Origin of the sequence: Streptomyces sp. NPDC001599, from assembly GCF_042893535.1 — a bacterium.
Taxonomy (GTDB): domain Bacteria; phylum Actinomycetota; class Actinomycetes; order Streptomycetales; family Streptomycetaceae; genus Streptomyces.
The window spans coordinates 53,261-71,720 of record NZ_JBIAVA010000012.1; the positions used below are offsets into that span (position 1 = coordinate 53,261).

The window sequence follows — 18,460 nt, forward strand, 5'->3', positions numbered from 1 at the left end:
GGCCCGCTCAGTTCTTCTCGAAACGGAAGCCCACGCCGCGCACGGTGGCGATGTAGCGGGGGTTGGCCGCGTCGTCGCCCAGCTTCTTGCGCAGCCAGGAGATGTGCATGTCGAGGGTCTTGGTCGACGACCACCAGGTGGTGTCCCAGACCTCGCGCATCAGCTGGTCGCGGGTGACGACCCGGCCGGCGTCGCGCACCAGGACCCGCAGCAGGTCGAACTCCTTCGCGGTGAGCTGGAGCTCCTCCTCGCCCATCCAGGCCCGGTGCGACTCGACGTCGATGCGCACGCCGTGGGTGGCGGGCGGCTGCGGCGGCTCGGCGGCACCGCGCCGCAGCAGGGCCCGGACCCGGGCGAGCAGCTCGGCGAGGCGGAAGGGCTTGGTGACGTAGTCGTCGGCACCCGCGTCCAGGCCGACGACGGTGTCCACCTCGTCGGCGCGCGCGGTCAGGATCAGGATCGGCACGGTGTGGCCCTCGGACCGCAGCCGGCGGGCGACCTCGAGTCCGTCCATGCCCGGCAGGCCCAGGTCGAGCACGACCAGGTCGATGCCGCCCTGCAACCCCGCGTCGACTGCGGTGGGTCCGTCCTCACGCACCTCGACCTCGTACCCTTCCCTGCGCAGTGCGCGGGCCAGCGGCTCCGAGATGGACGCGTCGTCCTCGGCGAGCAGTACACGGGTCATGGGCTGATGGTAGACCGCTCGGAGCAACGCCCGGGGCAAGATCGCCCCGAGGACCGCCCCACCCCGCCACCCCCGCGTCCGGACCTGCGGCTGTGGGGTGCCATCCTGGGGGAAACCTTCGAAAGATCGTTCACGGTTCCACTATTACCTGTGATCCGCGTCTCAAGTCCTTCCATACCGGGCGGTGTCCTGCCGTATGGTGAATCAGCGCCTGTAGCACCCAGCGGACCTTTGGCGACAGTTCGACGCTGAAGGTCTCTTTTGTGTGCGGGCCGACCCCCACGGTCGGCCTTGAAAGGAATGACCTGTGGCCGGGCCTCACCGCGTGCAGTGACGCGCGCAGAGGCGTGGATCCCGGTGGCCGCCGCCCACCGCTTCGCAATCCGGAGCGGATCCCTCAGGCGTGGGACGGGCGGGGAAGGCCGCCGGTGCCGGCCGCCCCCCACCGGGCGCGCATCGCCTCATGAGCGCGTCCCGACCAGCAAGGATCGACCATGGCGTCCAGCCTGACGAAGGACTCGGTCACCCCGGGCACCCCCGGCACCGAGAAGACCTTCTTCGGCCACCCCCGCGGACTGGCCACACTCTTCATGACCGAGATGTGGGAGAGGTTCTCCTACTACGGCATGAGGGCTCTGCTCCCGCTGTACCTCGTCGCCCCGGGTGGTCTCGGCCTCGGCGCCGGCACCGCGACCGCGATCTACTCGGTGTACCTCTCGCTGGTGTACCTGCTCACGATGCCGGGCGGCTGGTTCGGCGACCGCGTCTGGGGCCCCCGCAAGACCGTCGCCATCGCCGGCGGCGTGATCATGCTCGGCCACCTCACGCTGGCGCTGCCGTCCTCCGGCACGTTCTACGCGGGCCTCGGCCTGGTCGCCATCGGCTCGGGTCTGCTGAAGGCCAACATCTCCACGATGGTCGGCCAGCTCTACGACGGCCCCGACGACCCGCGCCGCGACGGTGGCTTCACCGTCTTCTACATGGGCATCAACCTCGGTGCCTTCGCCGCGCCGCTGACCATCGGCACCATCGGCGAGAACGTCAACTGGCACCTGGGCTTCGCGCTCGCCGCGGTCGGCATGGGCCTGGGCGTGCTCCAGTTCCTGATCGGCAGCCGCCACCTGGCCCCGCACTCCAGCGTGGTCCCGAAGCCGCTGTCCGTCGAGGAGAAGACCTCGACGCTGCGCAAGGCCGCCTTCTGGGCCGCGCTGGCCGTCGTCTTCTACGCGATCGTCGGCTTCTCCGGCCACTACACCCTGAACTGGATCCTGGTCCCGCTGACCCTGCTCGGCGTGATCATCCCGGTGCTGGTGCTGACCAACATCAAGCGCGACAAGTCCCTGGACCGCGCCGAGCAGTCCAAGATGTCGGCGTACATCTGGTTCTTCGTCGCCGCCGCCGTGTTCTGGATGATCTACGACCAGGGCGGCTCGACCCTGTCGCTCTTCGCCGACTCCTCAGCGAACAACAGCGTCTTCGGCTGGAGCTTCCCGGTCTCCTGGTACCAGTCGGTCAACCCGGTCATCATCATGGCCCTGGCCCCGGTCTTCGCCACGCTGTGGCTGGCGCTCAACCGCCGGGGCAAGGAGCCCAGCACGGTCGTCAAGTTCTGCGGCGGTCTGGTCCTGGTCGGCGCCTCCTTCTTCCTCTTCCTGGCCCCGCTGGGCATCGCGGAGGGCGGCCACAAGGCGGCGGCCATGTGGCTGGTGGCGATCTACTTCGTCCAGACCTGCGGTGAGCTGATGCTCTCCCCGGTCGGCCTGTCGGTGACGACGAAGATGGCGCCGGTGAAGTACGCCTCGCAGATGATGGGCGTCTGGTTCCTGGCCGTCACCGCCGGTGACGCCACGACCGGCCTGCTCTCCATCGCCGGCGTCGACCTCAACAAGACGGGCATCGTCGCCGCGGAGGCCACCCTCGCGGTGGTCGCGGGCATCGCGATCTGGATGTACCGCAAGCGCGTCAAGGAACTCATGGGCGACGTCCGCTGAGCCCCGCGGGCCCGCCCGCTGCTTCTCGGAGGGTCACCTCATCCGGTGGGTGGGGTGACCCTCCGGGCGTTTGAGCAGGAGGAAGAGCCGCCTGGGCTCAGCCCCGGCCGGGCCCGCGCTCATGGACCTGCCGGCGCGTGGGCGTCCGCCGCGTACGAGGCGAAGTCGGCCCACGTGGCGGGGAGGAGGGCGAGCCGCGGACCGGACGGCTTCTTGGAATCGCGGACCAGGACGGTTGTCGGGGTGGTGGCCATCTCGAGGCAGTTCGAACCATCGGGACCGTGAGTGGACTTGTGCCACATGAGGTGCTGCACGTTGCTCCCCTTCAGAGGCTCTGGGCGAGGTGTGCGATGAATGTGCGGGAGGCGACGACGTCCAGCGCGCAGGCCTCCATGCGCTCCAAGAGGGTCCGGTACTTCGAGAGTTGGGCCTCCGCGTCCAGGAAACGCGGAGGGCGGGCGCGGGCTGCGGCTCGTGCAGGCGTGTGCCGACTCGTGGGGTGGGTGGTCGCTGGGCGACGACGTGCTCCCGCGGGGCGCCGGGAAGCTGCTCCGGTTCGAGGTGCGGGGGTAAGCGCAGAAGCGCTCGGCAGGCCCGGCACACGCGCCGCAGGCCTACGCCGGGGCGCCCAGCTCCGCCCAGACCCGCTTGCCCGCGACCCCCGGGGTGCGTACGACGCCCCAGTCCAGGCACAGGCGCTGCACGATGAACATGCCGTGGCCGCCGGGGCGACCGGCGCGGTGCGGGGTGCGGGGCGCCGGCTGTCCCGTGCCCCGGTCGGAGACCTCCAGGCGGATCACCTTCTTCTCGCAGGTGATCCACAGCTCGTCCGGCCCCTCGGCGTGCAGGCACGCGTTGGTGACCAGCTCGGAGACGACGAGCAGGACGTCCTCCGCGGCCGCACGCTGGTCCGCGGTGGCGGAGGGCAGCCAGCCCCAGGCGTACAGCGCCTCGCGGGTGAAGTCACGGGCCAGCGGGACGACCCCGCTCGCGTCCTCGAAGCTCAGCCTGCGGGCCTGCCGCCCGCCGCCCTCCCCGGACGCGGAGGCGGGCGCGGACGCCGTCCCGGAAGCGCCGCCGGGCTCCGGGCCTCGGTCGCCCGGCGAGTAGGGCCGGGTGGTGCTCATCAGCGCTTCACCTCACCGATTCACCAGTTCATGTTTCAAAGTCGTAGACAGCCATGTCGTACACAGCCGGTTCAGGGTCTCTCCTGCCCGACCGGATCGCACGAACACCCCTGTATTGCGCACGAAACCCGGGGCGGGGTGAAAACACCCGCTCCGGGAAGCACACGCACCCCTCCGTCGGCCGGACAAGGACGGCTCAGTCGGACGCGTCGGCCAGGGCGGCCGCGAGCGTGTCATGAAGGGTGAAGACCGCTTCGGCCCCCGTGATCTCGAACACGCGCGCCACTACCGGCTGCATGGCCACCAAATGCACTCCGCCCCCCGCGGCCTCCGCTTTCAACCGAGCGCCGAGCAGGACGTTGAGCCCCGTGGAGTCGCAGAACTCCAGCCGTGAGCAGTCCACGACGAGCCGGTTGAATCCCTTGTCGAGACAGTCCTCCAGCGGCTCGCGCAACAGATCGGCGGTGTGGTGATCCAGCTCACCCGCCGGGGTCACGACGGCGCTGGGGCCCTCTTCCCGTACCTCGACCAGAAGCCGGCCCGACTGGGCACTGCCGACCGTCCCGCGGTCCATGCCGTTTCTCTCTCCCGGGGTCGTGACTGCTTGCTGACGCACTCGAACACTACGCCTTCCCACCGCACTCCGACACCCGAACAACCGCACACAAACGGACATACCCGCACAGAACACACTTGCGGTCAGCTCGGTAAACCCGGTAGGGCTAGTAGGACACGTAAACCGACACGGCCGGCTTTGGAGGCGCCGCACACCGCAGTGCACGTATCTGGCTTCGGCAGCCGTATGCCGAGAACGATGGAGGACATCATGTCACCCCGGCTCGACGGATCGCGTACCCACGAAGCGACGTCGACACTCCCTCCGGAACATCTGGATCCCATCGCGCACCCTGACGCCGTCGTCGACCACGACGACGCACTCGCCGGGCTTCCGGACATCCCCGCGTACGACGAGGTCGCTCCGGCGGACGCCAGGGCCCTGTCCAAGACCCTCTTCGAGCGACTGGAGTCGCTGGAGGAAGGCACCCACGAGTACGCGTACGTACGCAACACGCTCGTCGAGCTGAACCTCGCGCTGGTCAAGTTCGCCGCCTCCCGCTTCCGCTCGCGCAGCGAGCCGATGGAGGACATCATCCAGGTCGGCACCATCGGCCTGATCAAGGCGATCGACCGTTTCGAGCTGTCGCGTGGTGTGGAGTTCCCCACGTTCGCGATGCCGACCATCATCGGCGAGATCAAGCGCTTCTTCCGCGACACCTCGTGGTCCGTGCGCGTTCCGCGCCGCCTCCAGGAGCTGCGGCTCGACCTGGCGAAGGCCGGTGACGAGCTGGCCCAGCGCCTCGACCGCGCCCCGACGGTGACCGAGCTGGCCGAGCACCTCGGCCTGTCCAAGGACGAGGTCGTCGAGGGCATGGCGGCGTCCAACGCCTACACCGCCTCCTCGCTGGACGCCCAGCCGGAGGAGGACGACGCGGAGGGCGCTCTCGCCGACCGCATCGGCTACGAGGACCACGGGCTCGAAGGCATCGAGTACGTCGAGTCGCTGAAGCCGCTGATCGCCGAGCTGCCTTCCCGGGACCGGAAGATCCTCTCCCTCCGCTTCGTCGCCGGCATGACCCAGTCGGAGATCGGCGAGGAGCTGGGCATCTCCCAGATGCATGTCTCACGTCTGCTGTCGCGGACCCTCGTACGGCTGCGCAAGGGGCTCACGGTCGAGGAGTAGTCCTCAGTCCTGACCGTGTGACGCTTGCCCTCCAGGGGGGTGGTCCGAAATCGGGCCGCCCCCCTTCGGGGTGCCGTCGCCCCTCACGAGGAGTTGGCGATCAGCACGGCCGTCGGCAGGAACGGCACCAGGACGCACAGCAGCCAGAACGAGCGCGGGGCGAGGGCGGTCCTGCGCCGCAGGGGTTCGTTGGCCAGCCACCAGATGAGCCCGAACAGCGCGACGACCGGGACGACGATCACCAGCCAGAGCGCCATGCCGTCGTTCTCCGTCGGTTCGCGCACGGTCCAGCCGAGTTCGGCCAGCGGCCAGTTCACCAGCAGGTACCAGACGAGCCAGATCGGCACCACGGCCGGGACGCCGAGCAGCAGGTTCACCAGGAACGGCGCCCCCCATGCCCGCCAGTGCCTCGCCATCCGCCCCGTCCCCCGCTCCCGCCGACGCTCGTACGCTCACACCTTACGTACGCCCCGCCGCCACACTCCCGCGACCAGCGGCACCCCCGGCCGGTAGGCCAGGTGGACGTGGCTCGGGGCGTCGAGCAGCGTCAGGTCGGCGTACGCGCCCGGGACGAGGCGGCCGACGTCCTCGCGGCGCAGGGCCGCGGCGCCGCCCGCGGTGGCGGACCAGACCGCCTCGTCCGGCGTCATCCCCATGTCCCGCACCGCGAGCGCGATGCAGAAGGGGACGGAGGACGTGAAGGAGGAGCCGGGGTTGCAGTCGGTGGACAGGGCCACCGTGGCGCCCGCGTCGATGAGACGCCGGGCGTCCGGCCACTGGGCACGGGTGGAGAACTCGGCGCCGGGGAGCAGGGTGGCGACCGTACGGCTGTTCGCGAGGGCGTCCACGTCGGCGTCGGTGAGGTGGGTGCAGTGGTCGGCGCTGGCGGCGTCGAGTTCGACGGCGAGCCGGACGCCGGGCCCGTAGGAGAGCTGGTTGGCGTGGATGCGGGGGTGCAGTCCCTTGGCCTTGCCCGCGGTGAGGATCGCGCGGGCCTGGTCGCCGTCGAAGGCGCCCTTCTCGCAGAACACGTCGATCCAGCGGGCGTGCGGGGCGCAGGCGTCGAGCATCTCGCCGGTGACCAGGTCGACGTAGGCGGCGGGGTCGTCGGCGAGTTCGGGGGCGACGATGTGGGCGCCGAGGAAGGTGACCTCGTCGGTGTGGCGGGCGGCGACGCGCAGGGCCCGGGACTCGTCGGCGGTGGTCAGGCCGTAGCCGGACTTCGTCTCGAAGGTGGTGGTGCCCTGGCGCAGGGCCTCGGCGAGGTAGCGGGTGAGCCCGGCCTCCAGTTCCGCGTCGCTCGCGGCGCGGGTGGCGGCGACGGTGGTGCGGATGCCGCCCGCGCTGTAGGGGCGGCCGGACATGCGGGCGTTGAACTCCTCGGTGCGGTCGCCCGCGAAGAGGAGGTGGGAGTGGGAGTCCACGAAGCCGGGGAGGACCGCCCGGCCGGCGGCGTCGACCCGATTGTCAGTGGCGGGTGCTTTGCTTGATTCACCGGTCCACACGACGCGGTCACCCTCGATGACGAGGGCCGCGTCCCGGACCAGACCGAGCGGGGAGTGGTCGCCGAGGGAGGGGTCGTTGGTGACGAGTGCGGCGATGTTGGTGATGACGGTGCTGCTGCTCATGGGGTCCCTGGTGTCCTCGTGGGGGCGGGGGCGGGTGGTCAGGCGCGCAGGGCTTCGACGGCCCGGGCGAGGGCCTGCGGCACATCCGGTACGAGGGCGTGCGCCCCGTCGCGTACGACGTGCCGCCCGCCTACGACCGTGTGCCGTACGTCCGCTGCCGTCGCGGCGAATACGGCCGTCTCGGCGCCGAGCCTGGGCAGCGGCCCCGCTGTCCTGACCGAGTCCAGCGCGACCGTCGCGAGGTCGGCGCGGGCCCCGGCCTCGATGCGGCCGGTGTCGTCCCAGCCGAGGGCGGCGTGCCCGTCGGCGGTGGCGGCCCGCAGCAGGGCGGCGGCGGTCCAGTGGCCGCGGGCGCGGGTGCGCAGGCGCTCGTTCAGCTCCATGGCGCGCGCTTCCTCCAGCAGGTCGATGACGGCGTGGCTGTCGGAGCCGAGGGAGAGCGGCGAGCCCGCCCGCTGGAGCGCGGCCGCGGGTCCGATGCCGTCGGCGAGGTCCCGTTCCGTGGTGGGGCACATGCAGGTGCCGGTGCGGCTGCCGCCGAGCAGGGCGATGTCCTCGTCGGTGAGGTGGGTGTTGTGGACTCCGGTGGTGCGGGCGCCGAGCACACCGTGGTCGGCGAGGAGGCGGGTCGGGGTGCGGCCGTGGGCCTGGCGGCAGGCGTCGTTCTCGGCGGTCTGCTCGGACAGGTGCACATGCAGCGGGGCCCGCCGCGCCTCGGCCCACTGCGCCACGGTCGCCAACTGGTCCGCGGGCACGGCCCGTACGGAGTGGATCGCGGCCCCGATCCGTGCGTGATCCCGTTCCTTGAGAACTGAACAGCGTTCGGCCCAGGCCTGGGCCGTGCCGTCGGAGAAGCGGAGCTGGTGGGTGTTCGGGGGGTCGCCGAAGCCGGAGGACAGGTAGCAGGTGTCGAGGAGGGTGATGCGGACACCGGCTTCGGCGGCGGCCTCGATCAGGGCCTCGCCCATCGCGTTGGGGTCGGCGTAGGGAGTGCCTCCGGGCGCGTGGTGCACGTAGTGGAACTCGCCGACGGCGGTAATCCCGGCCAGCGCCATCTCGGCGTACACGGCGCGGGCGAGGGCGTGGTAGGTGTCCGGGGTCAGCCAGTCGGCGACCGAGTACATCACCTCGCGCCAGGTCCAGAAGGTGCCCGAGCCGACCTGGACGGTGCCGCGCAGGGCGCGGTGGAAGGCGTGGCTGTGCGCGTTGGCGAGGCCGGGCAGGGTCAGTCCGCGCAGGATCTCGGCGCCCGGGGGCGGGGCGGGGACGTCCGTACGGACGGCGGCGATGCGGCCGTCCCTCACGTCCACGGCGACACCCGGCTCGACATGGGTGCCGAGCCAGGCGTGCTCCAGCCAGTACGTGCGGGGCCGCTCGGAGGAGGTCACGTGCAGGCCAGCCCTTCCAGTACGTCGGCGAGTGCGTTCACCCCGGCCACGCAGTCGTCCTCGGCGGCGTACTCGGCCGGGGAGTGCGAGACGCCGGTGGGGTTGCGTACGAACAGCATGGCGGTCGGGACGCGGTCGGAGAGGATTCCGGCGTCGTGTCCGGCGCCGGTGCCGAGGACGGGCACCTTCAGCTCCCTCTCCGTGCCGAGGATGCGGGCGAGTTCGTCGCGCAGGGCGTGGTCGAACTCGACGACGGGCGTGAAGGACTCGCGGACCACGTCTAGGTCCACGCCCTGGGCTGCGGCGTACTCGCGGGCGGCCTTCTCGATGCCGGTGACCACGGTGTCCAGGCTCGCCTGGTCGGCGGCGCGGGAGTCGAGCCAGCCGCGCACCAGGGAGGGGACGGCGTTGACGCCGTTGGGCTCGACGCCGATCTTGCCGAAGGTGGCCACGGCACCGGCGAGTTCGGCCTCGCGGCGGGCGGCGAGGACGGTCTCGGCGTACGGCAGCATCGGGTCGTGCCGGTCGGCGAGGCGGGTGGTGCCTGCGTGGTTGGCCTCGCCCCGGAAGTCGAACCGCCAGCGTCCGTGCGGCCAGATGGCGGACGCGATGCCGATGCGGTCGCCGGACAGGTCGAGGGCGCGGCCCTGCTCGACGTGGAGTTCGACGAAGGCGCCGATGCGGGCGAGCCGTTCGGGGTCGGCGCCCAGGGTGGCCGGGTCGTACCCGGCGGACTCCATGGCCTGCGGGAGGGTGATGCCGTCGCCGTCGGTGAGCCGGTGCGCCTGCTCGACGGTGAGCGCCCCCGCGGTGAGCCGGGAGCCGACGCAGGCGAGACCGAAGCGGGCGCCCTCCTCGTCGCCGAAGTTGACGACGCCCAGCGGCCTGGTGAACCGCGCTCCCCTCCCCCGCAGTTCGTCGAGGGCGGCGAAGGCGGAGACCACGCCGAGGGGGCCGTCGAAGGCGCCGCCGTCGGGCACGGAGTCCAGGTGGGACCCGGTGACGACGGCGTTCCCGGCGGCCGGGTCGCCGAGCCAGGCCCACTGGTTGCCGTTGCGGTCGGTCTCGTAGGTCAGGCCGCGTGCCTCGGCCTGCTCCTGGAACCAGGTCCGGCAGTCGGCGTCGGCGCCGGTCCAGGCGGAGCGGCGGTAGCCGCCGGAGGCAGAGCTGCGGCCGACCGGCAGCAGCTCCGCCCACATGCTGTGGAAGCTCACGCGCCGTCACCCTCGCGCGCCGTCCCGCTCCCGTGCGCCTCGTCGCCCTCGTGCGCCTCGCCGCCCTCGCGCATCGGCACCCGCACGTCGCGCTCGGCCGCCACCGACTCGGCGATGTCGTACCCGGCGTCGACGTGCCGGATGACACCCATGCCGGGGTCGTTGGTAAGCACCCGGCGGATCTTCTCCCCGGCGAGCGGGGTGCCGTCGGCGACGGTGACCTGCCCGGCGTGGATGGAGCGGCCCATGCCGACGCCGCCCCCGTGGTGGAGGGAGACCCAGGAGGCGCCGGAGGCCACGTTGACCATGGCATTGAGCAGCGGCCAGTCGGCGATGGCGTCGGAGCCGTCGAGCATCGCCTCGGTCTCGCGGTACGGGGAGGCGACGGAGCCGCAGTCGAGGTGGTCGCGGCCGATGACGATCGGCGCGGCCAGCTCGCCACTGGCGACCATGTCGTTGAACCGCTCACCGGCCTTGTCGCGCTCGCCGTAGCCGAGCCAGCAGATGCGGGCGGGCAGGCCCTGGAAGTGGACCCGCTCCCCCGCCATCTTGATCCAGCGGGCCAGGGACTCGTTCTCGGGGAAGAGGTCGAGGATGGCCTTGTCGGTCTTGGCGATGTCTGCGGGGTCGCCGGACAGGGCGGCCCAGCGGAAGGGGCCCTTGCCCTCGCAGAACAGAGGGCGGATGTAGGCGGGGACGAAGCCGGGGAAGGCGAAGGCCCGGTCGTACCCGGCGAGCTGGGCCTCGCCGCGGATGGAGTTGCCGTAGTCGAAGACCTCGGCACCGGCGTCCTGGAAGCCGACCATGGCCTCGACGTGCCGGGCCATGGACTCGCGGGCCCGGGTGGTGAAGCCCGCCGGGTCCTTGGCGGCGGCGTCTGCCATGTCCTCGAAGGCGATCCCGGTGGGCAGGTAGGCCAGCGGGTCGTGGGCCGAGGTCTGGTCGGTGACGATGTCGATCGGGGCGCCCACGGCGAGGAGCTGCGGGACCAGCTCGGCGGCGTTGCCGAGGACCCCGATGGACAGCGGCTTGCGGCGGTCCCGTGCCTCGGTGGCCAGCTGGAGGGCGTGGTCGAGGGAGTCGGCCTTCACGTCCAGGTAGCGGTGCTCGATGCGGCGGTCGATCGCGCGCGGGTCGCAGTCGACGCAGATGACGACGCCGTCGTTCATGGTGACCGCGAGCGGCTGGGCGCCGCCCATGCCGCCGAGACCGGCGGTGAGCGTGATGGTCCCGGCCAGCGTGCCGCCGAACTTCTTCGCGGCGACGGCGGCGAAGGTCTCGTAGGTGCCCTGGAGGATGCCCTGGGTGCCGATGTAGATCCAGGAGCCGGCCGTCATCTGCCCGTACATGGTCAGCCCGAGGGCCTCCAGGCGGCGGAACTCCTCCCAGTTCGCCCAGTCGCCGACGAGGTTGGAGTTGGCGATGAGGACCCGCGGGGCCCACTCGTGGGTCTGCATGACGCCGACCGGACGGCCGGACTGGACGAGCATCGTCTCGTCCTGCTTGAGGGTGCGCAGGGTGCGGACCATGGCGTCGAAGGAGCGCCAGTCGCGGGCCGCCTTGCCCGTGCCGCCGTAGACGACGAGCTTGTCGGGGTGCTCGGCGACCTCCGGGTCGAGGTTGTTCTGCAGCATCCGCAGGGCGGCCTCCTGCTGCCAGCCCAGGGCGCTCGGCTCGGTACCGCGTGGCGCTCGGACGGGACGAGGTCCGGACATGGTCTGCCTCCTGGTGGCTGTGCTCCCGGCGGATTGTTGCTACGGATATTCATATCCTCGCCTCCTGAATAGAGCTAGTCAACAGGGTCGTGTTCCGTGCCGCCCACATGCGAGTGCGGGGCCCCCTTGTAGGAGGCCCCGCACTCGGGCTTGCCGGTACGCGCGCTTCGCGGACCGCGCGTTCGTCGTGGTTGCTCGTGGTTGCTCTTGGTTGCTCGTACTCAGACCGTCGCCGGCGTCTTGCGCCTCGCTCCGCCCGGTGCCGCGTCGCCCGCCGCGATGCCTGTGCTGCGGTAGGCCCTGACCGCCTTGCCCGCGGGGCGGCCCGCGTTGCCGGCGAGCCAGTCCACGCGGACCCACAGCAGGGCGTCCCCGGCCTGTTCGCGGCGGCCGATCCAGGCGGACTTGAGCCACAGCCCGGCGCCGCAGCCGGCCAGCAGCAGGCCGCCCGCGGCGGGCAGGGCGAAGGCGCTGCCGAGGGCGGCGAGGAAGGCGAGGAGCAGCCACCAGCGGTGGCCCCGGCGCCAGTTGCGTACGGTGACCCCGCGGTCCTGGAGCACGTCGTGCTTGCCCGCGCGGGCGGCCGAACCGGCCAGGGCCGTGTAGCGACGCCGGCGCACCCACGCCACGACGGCCGTGGCGACGATGAAGAGGGCGGCGCCCGCCAGCACACCGATCCGGCGTCCGGTGAGTCCCGGCACCAGCACACCGATGCCCGCCGCGAAAACGCCCAGCCACCACAGTGGTGCGGCGCCCGCCCGTACCACGACGGCGACCCGAGCCAGCCCCACCTGTCCTCCGCGCGCCACGTCCTGCCTCCTGTCCCGTTCCTGCCTGTGCGATGCGTCTGAAGGGTGTGTCAGGCGCCGCACTGTAACGGGGCAAGCTGAGACGAATCTGAGAACCCGTCCGCCGTCCGGGTCGATCAGCTCCGGGCTGCTCCCGGGTCAGTCCACGAAGAGCCCCCGTGCCGCGGCCCTGGCGTCGAACTCCTCCAGCCGGGCCTGCGCGTCCGGCAGGTCGTCGCACATCGCCTCGAGGAGCACCCGGCCGAGCAGCATCGGCGCGCAGGCGGTGTCGAAGGCGAGGCCGGTGCCGACGGCGGCGGGCAGCAGCAGGTCGGACACCTTGGCGACCGGCGCGAAGGCGGAGTCGGCGACGGTCACCACCGTGAGCCCGGCCTCCTTGGCGTGGGCGAGCGCCTCGACGACCTCGCGCGGGTGCCGGGGCAGGGCGAAGCAGAGCAGCGTGCCCGCCCCGGCCCGGACGGCGGCGTCGATGCGGTCGTGGAGCATCGTGCCGCCCTCGCCGAGGAGCCGGACGTCCGGGTGGACCTTGGCGGCGAAATAGGCGAAGCCGTGTGCCTGGGCGGCGGCGGCCCGCAGCCCGAGCACCGGCAGCGGCCTGCTCCCGGCGAGCAGGCGGCCCGCCTCCCGTACCGGACCCGGGTCGGCCAGCACCTCCGCGAGGTGCCGCAGGTTCTCGATCTCGGCCGCCACGGCCTGCTGGTACTCGTTGACGGCACCCATGTCCGGGACCGGCTCCGCGGGCGCGACCTCGCGCAGATGGCGGCGCAGCGCCGGGTAGCCGTCGAAGCCGAGGGCAACGGCGAAACGGGTCACGGACGGCTGGCTGACCCCCGCCAGCTCGGCCAGCTCCACGCTCGACAGGAAGGGCACCTCGGAGGCGCGGCGCACCATGCTGTGCGCGATGCGCCGCTGGGTCGGCGTCAGCCGGTGCCCCTCGAAGAGCGTCTGCAGCCGGGCGGCCGGACTGTCGGTCCCGCTCGTCCCGCTGCTGCCGCCGGTCCCGTTCATGACGTGGCCCCCTCGCCCTATTCACGCGCCCCGACTCCTGCATACCTTTATACAGCGAGGCGGCGGCGCAGGCCGACCCCTACCGGCCCGCCCCCGCCGGAAACGGGGGTTGTCCCCAGTGCCGGCGGCGCCCCGGCTGCCTACCGTGGGATTCATGACGGGAATGGACGCACGCGACGCCGACCTGAAGAAGGAACTCGACGCCACCCTGCGGACCCGCAGGGAGCTCGGCGAGGAGTACGAGTCCGCGCTGGTCGACTCGTTCCTGGAGAAGGTCGACCAGCGCATCGACGGAGCGGTGGAGCGCCGGGTGCGCCGGCAGCTCGCCGAGCAGCAGATGACGGCGGCCCGGGACAGCCGGTCGCCGCGGCCCACGGACACCTTCGGCGAGCGCTTCGGCTTCGGCATCGTCTCGCTGGTGCTCGCGATCCCGCTGTCCGCGATCGGGGGCGGGGTCGCGAACCTGCCCGGGATGCTGGTCGCCTGGGCGGGCATCGTCGGGGTCAACGTGGTCCAGGTCGCCCGCACCAACCCGGACCTGTTCGGGCACCGCCGCCGCGGCGCCGGGCGGGGCGACGCCTGGGAGGACTGAGAAGCGACGCCCGGAAGGACCGGGACAGGCGTGGGAAGACTGCGCGGGGACCGCCGCACCCCCATCACTGGGGGGCGGGACGACGGCGGTCCCCGCGGGGGACGCGCGTTCCGGGCCTCACGGCCGGGGCAGCGCGTCCGTGGCGTCCTTGGAGGTCCGGGAGCCGCTCCGGAAGGTCCGTGACGCCGTTCGGCGCCGGCGGAACCGGGGAGCCGCTCCCTGTCCCTGCCGACACCCCTTACTCTGCCGGTCCCGTGTTAAGCGACTGCTGCGCGCACATGACGTGCGCGTACCACTTCCGCGAAGTCCACGAAGATCATCAGCCGGGCCGCGGATCCCGCCCGCCCTGCTTGTCCTACTCGCGCTGCTCGCCCTACTTGCCCTTGGCGAGGAAGGACAGCAGGTCCTGCCGGCTCACCACACCGGTCGGCTTGCCCTCGACGAGGACGATCGCCGCGTCGGCGCCGCCGAGCACCGACATCAGGTCAGCGACCGGCTCGCCGGAGCCGACCTGGGGCAGCGGGGCGGACATGTGCTTCTCCAGCGGGTCCTCCAGCGAGGCACGCTTGGCGAACAGCGCGTCCAGCAGCTCGCGCTCCACCACCGAGCCGACGACCTCGGCGGCCATCACGTCCGGGTGACCGGCGCCGGGCTTGACGATCGGCATCTGCGAGACGCCGTACTCGCGCAGCACCTCGATGGCCTCGCCGACGGTCTCGTCCGGGTGCATGTGGACGAGGGAGGGGATGTGGCCGCCCTCCTTGTGGTTCAGGACCTCCGCGACGCGGGCGCTGGGTCCCGCGTCCTCCAGGAAGCCGTAGTCGGCCATCCACTCGTCGTTGAAGATCTTGCTGAGGTAGCCGCGCCCGCTGTCCGGCAGCAGGACGACCACCACGTCGTCCTCGCCCAGCCGCGCCGCCACCTCGAGGGCCGCGACGACCGCCATGCCGCAGGAGCCGCCCACCAGCAGGCCCTCCTCCTTGGCGAGGCGGCGGGTCATCTGGAAGGAGTCCTTGTCGGAGACGGCGACGATCTCGTCGGCGACCTCGCGGTCGTACGCCGTCGGCCAGAAGTCCTCGCCGACGCCCTCGACCAGGTACGGACGCCCGGAGCCGCCGGAGTAGACGGAGCCCTCGGGGTCGGCGCCGATCACCTTGACCGCGCCGTCACTGGCGTCCTTCAGGTACCGGCCGGTGCCGGAGATGGTGCCGCCGGTGCCGACACCGGTCACGAAGTGGGTGATCTTCCCCTCGGTCTGCTCCCACAGCTCGGGGCCCGTGGAGTGGTAGTGGGAGAGCGGGTTGTTCGGGTTGGAGTACTGGTCCGGCTTCCAGGCGCCCGGCGTCTCGCGGACCAGCCGGTCGGAGACGTTGTAGTAGGAGTCGGGGTGCTCGGGGTCGACCGCGGTCGGGCAGACGACGACCTCGGCGCCGTACGCGCGCAGCACGTTGATCTTGTCGGTGGACACCTTGTCGGGGCAGACGAAGATGCACTTGTAGCCCTTCTGCTGGGCCACGATGGCGAGGCCGACGCCGGTGTTGCCGCTGGTCGGCTCGACGATCGTGCCGCCCGGCTGCAGCTCACCGCTCTTCTCCGCGGCCTCGATCATGCGCAGGGCGATGCGGTCCTTCACCGAGCCGCCCGGGTTGAAGTACTCCACCTTGGCCAGGACGGTCGCCCTGATCCCCTTGGTCACGCTGTTGAGCCGCACCAGCGGGGTGTTGCCGACGAGGCTGATCATCGAGTCGTGGAATTGCACCGTGGTCTCCGGATGCCGCAAATGAAGGGTCGATATCGGTCCGGCCAGCCTATGGCCTGCGGACCCGCGGATGCCCCGTGACGGTCGTTCACCCTGCGTTGAGATTGGGCGACCGTCCGTACGGGGCAAGGAGTGGGTGTACGGGTTGGAGGAGGTGGCGGCGACGCATGACGAGCATGTCGAGGGCGAGGGTGGCCCGGCGGATCGCGGCCGGCGCGGCGTACGGCGGCGGCGGTATCGGGCTGGCGGGGGCGGCGGCGGTCGGTCTGGTGGTGGCGGAGGTGCAGTTGGCCAGGCGCCGGGTGGGCGTGGGCCCACCGACCCGGGTGCCGAACGCGCAGGGACTGTACGGCGGCACCCTGCCCACGGCCGGTGACCCACCGCTGCGGCTGATGATGCTGGGCGACTCCACGGCCGCCGGGCAGGGCGTGCACCGGGCCGGGCAGACGCCTGGCGCGCTGCTGGCGTCCGGGCTCGCGGCGGTGGCGGAGCGGCCGGTGCGGCTGGGGTCGGTGGCGCAGCCGGGGGCCTGCTCGGACGACCTGGACCGACAGGTGGCGCTGGTGCTCGCGGAGCCGGACCGGGTGCCCGACATCTGCGTGATCATGATCGGCGCCAACGACGTCACCCACCGGATGCCGGCGACCCGCTCGGTGCGGCACCTGTCCGCGGCGGTACGGCGGCTGCGCACGGCCGGTGCGGAGGTGGTGGTCGGCACCTGTCCGGACCTGGGCACGATCGAGCGGGTGCGGCAGCCGCTGCGCTGGCTGGCCCGGCGGGCCTCGCGGCAGCTCGCCGCGGCACAGACCATCGGCGCCGTCGAGCAGGGCGGGCGCACGGTGTCGCTGGGCGATCTGCTGGGCCCGGAGTTCGCGCAGAACCCGCGGGAGCTCTTCGGCCCCGACAACTACCACCCGTCCGCCGAGGGGTACGCCACCGCCGCGATGGCGGTACTGCCCTCGGTGTGCGCCGCGCTCGGCCTCTGGCCGGCCGAGGAGGAGCACCCGGACGCGCTGCGCCGCGAGGGCTTCCTGCCGGTGGCGCGTGCGGCGGCGGAGGCGGCGTCGGAGGCGGGTACCGAGGTCGCCGCCGCTATGCCCACGGGGCCTCGGGGGCCCTGGGCGCTGCTCAAGCGCCGGAGGCGGCGTCGGGTGTCGGAGGCGGAGCCGGCGCCTTCGCCGTCGGGGCAGGCCGGGTAAGGGCGCCGCCCGGCGCTTGCCGGGTGCCTCCCCCACTCTCGGCTTCGCTCGAGCGGGGGGACCCCCATCGCCCACCCGTGCCGCTTGGGGGTACCTCCCAGGCCGTTCAGGCACTGGGGGAGGCACGACTGCCCGCAGCTACGGGCATTGCCAAGCAAGCGCTTAGACAGTTGCGGTCCATGTCACACGGTCGTACGCGTGACCCGGGCCATACGGCCGGGTAACTTCCCCAGCAGCCGCCCATCTTCTCGCCACTGGAGCCGTGATGCCCGAAGCCGTGATCGTCTCTGCCGCCCGTTCCCCCATCGGCCGCGCCTTCAAGGGCTCCCTGAAGGACCTGCGCCCCGACGACCTGGCCGCCACGATCATCCAGGCGGCCCTCGCGAAGGTCCCCGAGCTGGACCCGAGGGACATCGACGACCTGATGCTCGGCTGCGGTCTGCCCGGCGGCGAGCAGGGCAACAACCTCGGCCGGATCGTCGCCGTCGAGATGGGCATGGACCACCTGCCGGGCTGCACGATCACCCGGTACTGCTCCTCCTCCCTGCAGACCTCCCGCATGGCCCTGCACGCCATCAAGGCCGGTGAGGGCGACGTCTTCATCTCGGCCGGCGTCGAGATGGTCTCCCGCTTCGCCAAGGGCAACTCCGACAGCCTCCCGGACACCCGCAACCCGCTCTTCGCCGAGGCCGAGGCCCGCACCGCCGAGGTCGCCCAGCAGGAGGGCACCACCTGGCACGACCCGCGCGAGGACGGCCTCGTCCCCGACCCGTACATCGCGATGGGCCAGACCGCGGAGAACCTCGCCCGCGCCAAGGGCATCACCCGGCAGGACATGGACGAGTTCGGCGTCCGGTCCCAGAACCTCGCCGAGGAAGCCATCAAGAACGGCTTCTGGGAGCGCGAGATCACCCCGGTGACCCTGCCCGACGGCACGGTCGTCAGCAAGGACGACGGTCCTCGCGCCGGCGTCACCCTGGAGGGCGTCCAGGGCCTCAAGCCGGTCTTCCGCCCCGACGGCCTGGTCACCGCCGGCAACTGCTGCCCGCTCAACGACGGCGCCGCCGCCCTCGTCATCATGAGCGACACCAAGGCCCGCGAGCTGGGCCTGACCCCGCTGGCCCGCATCGTCTCCACCGGCGTCTCCGGCCTCTCCCCCGAGATCATGGGCCTGGGCCCGGTCGAGGCCAGCAAGCAGGCCCTGGCCCGGGCCGGGCTGGGCGTCGGCGACATCGACCTGGTCGAGATCAACGAGGCGTTCGCCGCGCAGGTCATCCCCTCCTACCGCGACCTCGGCATCCCGCTGGAGAAGCTGAACGTCAACGGTGGCGCGATCGCCGTCGGCCACCCCTTCGGCATGACCGGCGCCCGCATCACCGGCACCCTGATCAACTCCCTCCAGACGCACGACAAGCAGTTCGGCCTGGAGACCATGTGCGTCGGCGGCGGCCAGGGCATGGCCATGGTGATCGAGCGCCTGAGCTGACCCCTGCCGAAGGCCACTGAGGGACCGTCAGTAGCGCCTCACGGACCCAGCGTGACAACTCGGCCCGGAACCCCGTTCACCCCAGGGTTCTGGGCCGTTTTGTGACCCAAACTCCCCC

At 71.9% G+C, this 18,460-nt stretch carries 17 protein-coding genes; 5 read left to right on the top strand and 12 right to left on the bottom strand.

Annotated features, from left to right (window positions below; all coding sequences use genetic code 11):
• Positions 1–7: 7 nt before the first annotated feature.
• Positions 8–685 (bottom strand): response regulator transcription factor, encoded by a 678-nt coding sequence (locus ACFYZ3_RS27525; protein WP_109034585.1) that lies wholly within the window; start codon positions 683–685, stop codon positions 8–10.
• 494 nt (positions 686–1,179) lie between these two features.
• Here ACFYZ3_RS27525 and ACFYZ3_RS27530 point away from each other — a divergent pair, with 494 nt between their 5' ends.
• Positions 1,180–2,676, top strand: a complete 1,497-nt coding sequence (locus tag ACFYZ3_RS27530; RefSeq protein ID WP_388522924.1) for an MFS transporter — start codon at positions 1,180–1,182, stop codon at positions 2,674–2,676.
• Between the two features lie 119 nt (positions 2,677–2,795).
• Here the strand turns inward: ACFYZ3_RS27530 and ACFYZ3_RS27535 are convergent, their stop codons facing one another.
• The 3 genes from ACFYZ3_RS27535 to ACFYZ3_RS27545 form a co-directional block, all read right to left on the bottom strand.
• Positions 2,796–2,990: a DUF397 domain-containing protein gene (locus ACFYZ3_RS27535; protein ID WP_388522926.1), complete on the bottom strand. Its 195-nt coding sequence runs from the start codon at positions 2,988–2,990 to the stop codon at positions 2,796–2,798.
• A 300-nt stretch (positions 2,991–3,290) separates the two neighbouring features.
• Positions 3,291–3,803: an ATP-binding protein gene (locus ACFYZ3_RS27540; protein ID WP_388522929.1), complete on the bottom strand. Its 513-nt coding sequence runs from the start codon at positions 3,801–3,803 to the stop codon at positions 3,291–3,293.
• A gap of 196 nt (positions 3,804–3,999) precedes the next feature.
• Positions 4,000–4,377 carry an STAS domain-containing protein gene (locus tag ACFYZ3_RS27545; RefSeq protein WP_003975744.1) on the bottom strand — a complete coding sequence of 126 codons (378 nt, stop codon included), beginning with the start codon at positions 4,375–4,377 and terminating at the stop codon, positions 4,000–4,002.
• A gap of 240 nt (positions 4,378–4,617) precedes the next feature.
• On the opposite strand from ACFYZ3_RS27545, the gene ACFYZ3_RS27550 reads away from it, so the two are divergent.
• Positions 4,618–5,544 carry an RNA polymerase sigma factor SigF gene (locus tag ACFYZ3_RS27550; RefSeq protein WP_388522932.1) on the top strand — a complete coding sequence of 309 codons (927 nt, stop codon included), beginning with the start codon at positions 4,618–4,620 and terminating at the stop codon, positions 5,542–5,544.
• 83 nt (positions 5,545–5,627) lie between these two features.
• Here ACFYZ3_RS27550 and ACFYZ3_RS27555 read toward each other — a convergent pair whose 3' ends face one another.
• The 7 genes from ACFYZ3_RS27555 to ACFYZ3_RS27585 all read right to left on the bottom strand — a co-directional run bounded on the left by ACFYZ3_RS27555 (position 5,628) and on the right by ACFYZ3_RS27585 (position 13,306).
• Positions 5,628–5,960 carry a hypothetical protein gene (locus ACFYZ3_RS27555; RefSeq protein WP_388522934.1) on the bottom strand — a complete coding sequence of 111 codons (333 nt, stop codon included), beginning with the start codon at positions 5,958–5,960 and terminating at the stop codon, positions 5,628–5,630.
• A 36-nt stretch (positions 5,961–5,996) separates the two neighbouring features.
• Positions 5,997–7,172, bottom strand: coding sequence for an imidazolonepropionase (gene hutI, locus ACFYZ3_RS27560; protein WP_388522937.1), 1,176 nt, complete (start codon positions 7,170–7,172; stop codon positions 5,997–5,999).
• A gap of 38 nt (positions 7,173–7,210) precedes the next feature.
• Positions 7,211–8,560, bottom strand: a complete 1,350-nt coding sequence (locus ACFYZ3_RS27565; protein ID WP_388522939.1) for a formimidoylglutamate deiminase — start codon at positions 8,558–8,560, stop codon at positions 7,211–7,213.
• Positions 8,557–9,774 (bottom strand): allantoate amidohydrolase, encoded by a 1,218-nt coding sequence (locus tag ACFYZ3_RS27570; RefSeq protein ID WP_388522942.1) that lies wholly within the window; start codon positions 9,772–9,774, stop codon positions 8,557–8,559. The genes ACFYZ3_RS27565 and ACFYZ3_RS27570 overlap by 4 nt, the downstream gene beginning before the upstream one ends.
• Positions 9,771–11,489 (bottom strand): urocanate hydratase, encoded by a 1,719-nt coding sequence (gene hutU, locus ACFYZ3_RS27575; protein WP_388522945.1) that lies wholly within the window; start codon positions 11,487–11,489, stop codon positions 9,771–9,773. Before hutU ends, ACFYZ3_RS27570 begins: the two co-directional genes overlap by 4 nt.
• A gap of 221 nt (positions 11,490–11,710) precedes the next feature.
• Positions 11,711–12,298: a hypothetical protein gene (locus tag ACFYZ3_RS27580; protein WP_361008513.1), complete on the bottom strand. Its 588-nt coding sequence runs from the start codon at positions 12,296–12,298 to the stop codon at positions 11,711–11,713.
• Positions 12,299–12,436: 138 nt separating this feature from the next.
• A complete protein-coding gene (locus ACFYZ3_RS27585) occupies positions 12,437–13,306 on the bottom strand; it encodes a MurR/RpiR family transcriptional regulator (protein ID WP_388522948.1) in 870 nt (289 codons plus the stop codon).
• Between the two features lie 154 nt (positions 13,307–13,460).
• On the opposite strand from ACFYZ3_RS27585, the gene ACFYZ3_RS27590 reads away from it, so the two are divergent.
• The gene (locus tag ACFYZ3_RS27590) at positions 13,461–13,898 is read left to right on the top strand and encodes a hypothetical protein (protein WP_388522951.1); all 438 of its coding nucleotides are present in this window, start codon (positions 13,461–13,463) and stop codon (positions 13,896–13,898) included.
• A gap of 373 nt (positions 13,899–14,271) precedes the next feature.
• Here the strand turns inward: ACFYZ3_RS27590 and ACFYZ3_RS27595 are convergent, their stop codons facing one another.
• On the bottom strand, positions 14,272–15,657 hold the full coding sequence (locus ACFYZ3_RS27595) for a cystathionine beta-synthase (RefSeq protein WP_388522954.1): 1,386 nt from the start codon (positions 15,655–15,657) through the stop codon (positions 14,272–14,274).
• Positions 15,658–15,824: 167 nt separating this feature from the next.
• Here ACFYZ3_RS27595 and ACFYZ3_RS27600 point away from each other — a divergent pair, with 167 nt between their 5' ends.
• On the top strand, positions 15,825–16,856 hold the full coding sequence (locus tag ACFYZ3_RS27600) for an SGNH/GDSL hydrolase family protein (protein WP_388522957.1): 1,032 nt from the start codon (positions 15,825–15,827) through the stop codon (positions 16,854–16,856).
• A gap of 265 nt (positions 16,857–17,121) precedes the next feature.
• Positions 17,122–18,342, top strand: a complete 1,221-nt coding sequence (locus ACFYZ3_RS27605; protein WP_388522960.1) for an acetyl-CoA C-acetyltransferase — start codon at positions 17,122–17,124, stop codon at positions 18,340–18,342.
• Positions 18,343–18,460 lie beyond the last annotated feature (118 nt).